This window comes from Streptomyces sp. NPDC006265 (assembly GCF_040613555.1).
GTDB lineage: Bacteria > Actinomycetota > Actinomycetes > Streptomycetales > Streptomycetaceae > Streptomyces.
The window spans coordinates 1-5,896 of the sequence record NZ_JBEXSH010000561.1; the positions used below are offsets into that span (position 1 = coordinate 1).

General features: G+C 68.9%; 7 protein-coding genes and 1 other RNA gene. 6 read left to right on the forward strand and 2 right to left on the reverse strand.

Features of this window, described 5'->3' with window-relative positions; all coding sequences use genetic code 11:
• Positions 1-125: 125 nt before the first annotated feature.
• Positions 126-317, reverse strand: coding sequence for a hypothetical protein (locus tag ABZ281_RS33795; RefSeq protein ID WP_356661741.1), 192 nt, complete (start codon positions 315-317; stop codon positions 126-128).
• A gap of 254 nt (positions 318-571) precedes the next feature.
• Between ABZ281_RS33795 and ftsE the strand changes: the two genes are divergently transcribed.
• The 6 genes from ftsE to ABZ281_RS33825 all read left to right on the forward strand — a co-directional run bounded on the left by ftsE (position 572) and on the right by ABZ281_RS33825 (position 4,961).
• Positions 572-1,261 carry a cell division ATP-binding protein FtsE gene (gene ftsE / locus ABZ281_RS33800; RefSeq protein ID WP_055624645.1) on the forward strand — a complete coding sequence of 230 codons (690 nt, stop codon included), beginning with the start codon at positions 572-574 and terminating at the stop codon, positions 1,259-1,261.
• A gap of 40 nt (positions 1,262-1,301) precedes the next feature.
• Positions 1,302-2,219 carry a permease-like cell division protein FtsX gene (gene ftsX / locus ABZ281_RS33805; RefSeq protein ID WP_356661744.1) on the forward strand — a complete coding sequence of 306 codons (918 nt, stop codon included), beginning with the start codon at positions 1,302-1,304 and terminating at the stop codon, positions 2,217-2,219.
• 68 nt (positions 2,220-2,287) lie between these two features.
• On the forward strand, positions 2,288-3,454 hold the full coding sequence (locus ABZ281_RS33810; protein ID WP_356661746.1) for a S41 family peptidase: 1,167 nt from the start codon (positions 2,288-2,290) through the stop codon (positions 3,452-3,454).
• Positions 3,455-3,500: 46 nt separating this feature from the next.
• On the forward strand, positions 3,501-3,983 hold the full coding sequence (gene smpB, locus ABZ281_RS33815; RefSeq protein WP_356661748.1) for an SsrA-binding protein SmpB: 483 nt from the start codon (positions 3,501-3,503) through the stop codon (positions 3,981-3,983).
• Positions 3,984-4,081: 98 nt separating this feature from the next.
• Positions 4,082-4,470: a transfer-messenger RNA gene (gene ssrA / locus ABZ281_RS33820) on the forward strand.
• Between the two features lie 71 nt (positions 4,471-4,541).
• Positions 4,542-4,961 (forward strand): hypothetical protein, encoded by a 420-nt coding sequence (locus ABZ281_RS33825; protein ID WP_356661750.1) that lies wholly within the window; start codon positions 4,542-4,544, stop codon positions 4,959-4,961.
• On the opposite strand, the gene ABZ281_RS33830 is transcribed toward ABZ281_RS33825, so the two are convergent.
• Positions 4,941-5,896, reverse strand: a 956-nt coding sequence (locus ABZ281_RS33830) for a LacI family DNA-binding transcriptional regulator (protein ID WP_356661752.1), incomplete at its 5' end; no start/stop codon positions are given. The two genes, ABZ281_RS33825 and ABZ281_RS33830, sit on opposite strands and share 21 nt — an antisense overlap.

Below are 5,896 nucleotides of genomic sequence, written 5' to 3' on the forward strand. Positions count from 1 at the left end.
CCACTTCGCAGCACTTCGCCCCGCCGGATAGATCCGACGGGGCGAAGCAACCGGGCCCGAATTAACCAACAGCGTCCGAATCGCTCCGGGCCCTCGGCCATGTCTGGGGGTGGCTGCCTGTGCCGCTAAGCGGTCTGGTGCGCCAGCAGGGCCACCGCCGCGATCAGCACCGTCAGCAGCGCGATCAGGGCCATCGGGTTCAGACCCGCGAGGAAGTTCCCCTGCTGCATCCGCTCGCGGTTCGCGCGGCACACGGGGCAGCGGCCCTCGTTCACGGGGGACGCGCAGTTTGCGCACACCAGCCGGTCGTACGTCATGCGCTTGCCCTCCTTGCGCCGGTTCCACGTGTCCAACGTCCGTGGGGGTGAAAATGTTCCCCCCTCCACTTTGCCAGGTTCCGTCGCCGGTCGCGCGGCTGCGCGCTTTCTGTGGTTGTACGCACAGCCCCGTGCCCCTCGGGGCTCGGTATAAAACGGCATATCCATGGCGCAACCACAGTCGGTGACTGCGATGCCCCACCCGGGTCGCGTATGGTCACGCTCATCTACCCCCGGCGACCCGTGGTGCATCCGTGATCCGATTCGACAATGTCTCCAAGGTCTACCCCAAGCAGACCCGCCCCGCCCTCAGGGATGTCTCCCTGGAGGTCGAGAAGGGCGAATTCGTCTTCCTCGTGGGGTCCTCCGGCTCCGGAAAGTCCACCTTCCTGCGGCTGATCCTCCGCGAGGAGCGGTGCAGCCACGGTCAGGTGCACGTTCTGGGTAAGGACCTCGCCCGCGTCTCCAACTGGAAGGTGCCGCAGATCCGGCGCCAGCTGGGGACGGTCTTCCAGGACTTCCGCCTGCTGCCGAACAAGACGGTCGGCGAGAACGTCGCCTTCGCGCAGGAGGTCATCGGCAAGTCGCGCGGCGAGATCCGCAAGTCCGTGCCGCAGGTGCTCGACCTCGTCGGGCTCGGCGGCAAGGAGGACCGGATGCCCGGCGAGCTGTCCGGTGGTGAACAGCAGCGCGTGGCCATCGCCCGGGCCTTCGTCAACCGGCCCAAGCTGCTCATCTGCGACGAGCCCACCGGCAACCTCGACCCGCAGACCTCCGTCGGCATCATGAAGCTGCTCGACCGCATCAACCGGACGGGCACGACCGTGGTGATGGCCACGCACGACCAGAACATCGTGGACCAGATGCGCAAGCGCGTCATCGAACTGGAGAAGGGCCGCCTCGTCCGCGACCAGGCCCGCGGTGTCTACGGCTACCAGCACTGATACCGCACCCGAGATCCACGGAAAGGCATAACCAGTCGCCATGCGCGCCCAGTTCGTCCTGTCGGAGATCGGTGTCGGTCTCCGCCGCAACCTGACGATGACCTTCGCCGTCGTCGTCTCCGTCGCCCTGTCGCTCGCCCTGTTCGGCGGGTCGCTCCTGATGAGCGACCAGGTCAACACGATGAAGGGCTTCTGGTACGACAAGGTCAACGTCTCGATCTTCCTCTGCAACAAGAGCGACGCCGAGTCGGACCCCAACTGCGCCAAGGGCGCCGTGACCGACGACCAGAAGAAGCAGATCAAGGCCGACCTCGGCAAGATGGACGTCGTCCAGGCGGTCGTGTACGAGTCGCAGGACCAGGCGTACAAGCACTACAAGGAGCAGTTCGGCGACTCCCCGCTCGCCAGCTCCCTCACGCCGGACCAGATGCAGGAGTCGTACCGCATCAAGCTGAAGGACCCGGAGAAGTACCAGGTCATCGCTACCGCCTTCAACGGCCGGGACGGCGTGCAGTCCGTGCAGGACCAGAAGGGCATCCTGGACAACCTCTTCAAGCTGCTGAACGGCATGAACTGGGCCGCCCGCGCGGTGATGGCGCTGATGCTGGTCGTCGCGCTGATGCTGATCGTCAACACCGTGCGTGTCTCGGCGTTCAGCCGCCGGCGTGAGACCGGCATCATGCGGCTGGTCGGCGCCTCCGGCTTCTACATCCAGGCGCCGTTCATCATGGAGGCGGCGGTCGCCGGACTCATCGGCGGCACCCTCGCGTGCGGCTTCCTGCTGGTCGCCCGGTACTTCCTCATCGACCACGGACTGGCTCTGGCCGACCAGCTGACACTGATCAACTTCATCGGCTGGGGCGCGGTGCTGAAGTATCTGCCGCTCATCCTCGCGACGAGCCTTCTGATGCCCGCGTTGGCCGCGTTCTTCGCGCTGCGCAAGTACTTGAAGGTGTGACGCATGCCAAGAGGGGCCGTGCGGTCAACCGGCCGTACGGCCCTTCCGCTTGTCCTAGACTCACCGGCATGTCAGGTCGTGACCCGTTCTGTCAGCCCCGCCGCTTCCGTCGCGGGGCCGCCCTGACGTTGGTGTTCACGAGTGTGCTCGTCGCCGGTGCGGCCACGGGGGCGTTGCCGCAGGGCGAGGGGAAGTCCGCCCGGAACGAGTCCCGTTCGGCCGGACCGGCCGGACACCACGCGGACGTCGCCCGGGCGGCCGAGGAGGCCATGGCCGACGGCAAGTCCCCGATCCAGGCCGCCAAGCGTGCCGTCAGTCGCAGCGGGGACCGCTGGGGCGCCGTCTACTCCCGGGGCGAGTACGAGGAGTTCGAGGAGTCCCTCGACGGCCAGTACACCGGCGTCGGCCTGTGGGTCCGCAGGGAGCGGGACGGCCGTATGGAGGTGACGAAGGTGCGGGACGGCTCGCCCGCCGCCACCGCCGGGATCCGCCCCGGAGACCTGCTGCGCAGCGTCGACGGCGAGAAGACCGACGGCCGTCCCGTCACCGAGGTCGTCTCCTTACTGCGCGGGGACGCCACCGACGCCCCCGCGGGCACCGCCGTCCGCCTCGGCCTGGAGCGCGGCACGCGCGCGTGGACCGAAACCCTGCGCCGGGCCCAGCTGTCCACGGACTCCGTCACCGTCCGGGAACTCGCCGGCCGCGTCACCGTCATCAAGGTCGCCACCTTCACCAAGGGCTCCGGCCGCCAGGTCCGCGAAGCCGTCCGGAAGTCCCCGCCCGGCGGGATCGTCCTCGACCTGCGCGGCAACTCCGGTGGCCTGGTCACCGAGGCCGTGACCGCCGCCTCCGCCTTCCTCGACGGCGGCCTGGTCGCCACCTACGACGTCGAGGGCGAGCAGCGCGCCCTGCACGCCGAGTCCGGCGGGGACACCACGAGACCCCTGGTGGCACTCGTCGACGGTGGGACGATGAGCGCGGCCGAGCTCCTCACCGGCGCCGTGCAGGACCGCGGACGGGCGCTTGTGGTGGGGTCCCGCACCTTCGGCAAGGGCTCGGTCCAGATGCCGAGCCGGCTGCCCGACGGCTCCGTCGCGGAGCTCACCGTCGGGCACTACCGCACCCCCTCCGGCCACGGGGTCGACGGCCGGGGCATCACGCCCGACCTGGAGACGGGCGAGGACGCCCTCCAGCGGGCCGGGACCGTCCTGCGGGGCCTCGCGAGCCCCTCGTAATCGACTTTCCGCAGGACCCCTCCGTAGTGCGAAAATGGTCGGCACTATGGCTAAGGAAAAAGGGCGCAAGCTGATCGCGCAGAACAAGAAGGCGCGGCACGACTACCTCATCATCGACACCTACGAGGCCGGCCTGGTCCTCACCGGGACCGAGGTGAAGTCCCTGCGCCAGGGACGGGCGTCGCTGGTCGACGGCTTCGTGCAGCTGGACGGGAACGAGGCGTGGCTGCACAACGTGCACGTGCCGGAGTACAGCCAGGGCACGTGGACCAACCACAGCGCCCGGCGCAAGCGGAAGCTCCTGCTGCACCGCGCCGAGATCGACAAGCTGGAGTCGAAGTCGGGCGAGACGGGTCACACCATCGTGCCCCTCGCGCTGTACTTCAAGGACGGCCGGGCCAAGGTCGAGATCGCGCTGGCGAAGGGCAAGAAGGAGTACGACAAGCGCCAGTCGCTCCGCGAGAAGCAGGACCGCCGGGAGACCGACCGCGCGATCGCGGCGGTGAAGCGGAGGCAGCGCGGGGCGTAGGGAATACGCTGGCATCGACCTGCGTTGGTCACGTACGATGGCTACTGCACCCCACAGCGGGTGCGCGCCCCTCTTCGGAGGGATTGTCAACACAACATGGGGATGATCGGTTTCGACAGCGGCTGTCGAAGCAGGGGAAGCGTGTCGAGGAAGCGGCAATGATCTCGTAAACCATATGTCGCAAAAAATAATCGCCACTACCAAGCGCGATTCCCAGTCCTTCACCCTCGCTGCCTGATAAGCAGTGAGCGAAGGACCCTTAATGGGTGTCAGCCCGGGAGCGTTCCCGACCCGGATCCTGGCATAATCTAGGGAACTAAACCATCGAGCCCGGTCACGGGGCGCGATGGGAAATCAAACAGTGACTGGGCCCGTCGGCGACTTGTTCGCGTGATCGCCGGGGCCGAGAAAATCACAGCGAACTGCACACGGAGAAGCCCTGATTCTGCACCGTTGGACGCGGGTTCGATTCCCGCCATCTCCACTCATCCCATGTGGGCAAAGGCCCCGCCGCTTCCGAGCGGCGGGGCCTTTGTCATGGATCGTCGAGGAGGTCCCATGGGTTACAGCCCGTCGGTCTACAAGTTCGCCGAGGGATCCGACGTCCCCGTCCCGCTGGATCTTGAACTGGTCCGGGCCGTTCTGGAACCCCACGATGTCGGGGATCCCCGACTGTGTTTCGACCAGGACGGCGGCCTCCAGTTCTGGATCCGGGCCGGTGACGGCGGCGAGGCCGAGATCTTCGCCGGTGACAGCGGCATCCTGGTGGAGCGCCCGCGTGCCGGCGGGGTCTTCGGCATCGTCGCCGAGCCGGTGTCCCGGCTGGGGGCGGTCGCCGTCGATCCGAGCGAGGGCAGGATCGTGTGCCGGGCGGAGGAGTACGCGCATCTGCCCGTGAGCATGCGGAAGGACGCCGTGGTCATCGAGATGACGGGGGAGCGGCTGGGGGCCGCGCTCCTAGGCGGGCATCCGGGGTGACGTACTCGCCCGTTCCGTCAGCCGGGGCGGCAGGAGTGTCGTCTCCGGTACGGGGGTGCCGTGCAGCTTTCGTATCAGGACTTCCACCGCGCGGGCGCCCAGCTCCTCGGCCGGCAGGGACACCGAGGTGACCGGGACGCGGGGCGTCGCCGCCAGGTCGTCGGGGCAGACGGCCGTGACGGAGAGGTCGGCGGGAATGCTCAGGCCGAGGTGTTCGAAGGCGGCGATCAAGGGGGCCAGGAGAGGTTCGTTGTGGACGACCACGGCGGTGAGGGCGGGGTGCTCGTGGAGCAGCCGCTCAGCGAGCCGTGGGGCCGTGGCGGGGTCGGGGCCGCCCGGGTGGACGGACGAGGCCAGGCCGTGACGGGCGGCGGCCGTGGTGAAGCCGTGCATGAGGTGGTGGGCGTAGGCCGTTCTGCGGAGATAGACCTCCGGGGGCGAGCCCACCAGGGCGACCGTGCGGTGACCCAGCTCCGCCAGGTGGTTCACGCAGGCCTCGCCCGCCGCCCGGAAGTCGAGGTCGACGCAGGTCAGGCCGTATGTGTTCGCCGGAACGCCGATCAGGACCGACGGGCGGTCCAGGGAGCGGAGCCGCGGCAGGCGGGGGTCGTGGAGTTCGACGTCCGTCAGCAGCAGCCCGCCCACCGAGGCCGTGTGCACGGCGCGGCTCAGGCCCTCCTCGGCCTCCTCCTGGGTGAGGAGCAGGACGTCGTGGGCGTGTGCGCGGGCCGTCGTCACCGCCGACACCGCCAGCCGCATCACCACCGGGACGTGCACGCCGATGCGCAGGGGCGCAGCCAGGGCCAGCACGTCCGCCTCGGCGCCGGCCAGGTCGCGGGCGGCCGCGTGGGGGCGGTAGCCCAGGTCGCGGGCGGCCGCCTCGACGCGTCGCCGGGTCGCGTCGGAGATCGGGCGCTTGCCGCTCAGCGCGTAGG

Excerpts from the sequence above, each read along its gene's own strand:
- ftsX (WP_356661744.1), top strand. The coding sequence starts at position 1,302 with ATGCGCGCCCAGTTCGTCCTGTCGGAGATCGGTGTCGGTCTCCGCCGC.
- ABZ281_RS33825 (WP_356661750.1), top strand. The coding sequence starts at position 4,542 with ATGGGTTACAGCCCGTCGGTCTACAAGTTCGCCGAGGGATCCGACGTC.
- ABZ281_RS33795 (WP_356661741.1), bottom strand. The coding sequence starts at position 317 with ATGACGTACGACCGGCTGGTGTGCGCAAACTGCGCGTCCCCCGTGAAC.
- ABZ281_RS33810 (WP_356661746.1), top strand. The coding sequence starts at position 2,288 with ATGTCAGGTCGTGACCCGTTCTGTCAGCCCCGCCGCTTCCGTCGCGGG.
- smpB (WP_356661748.1), top strand. The coding sequence starts at position 3,501 with ATGGCTAAGGAAAAAGGGCGCAAGCTGATCGCGCAGAACAAGAAGGCG.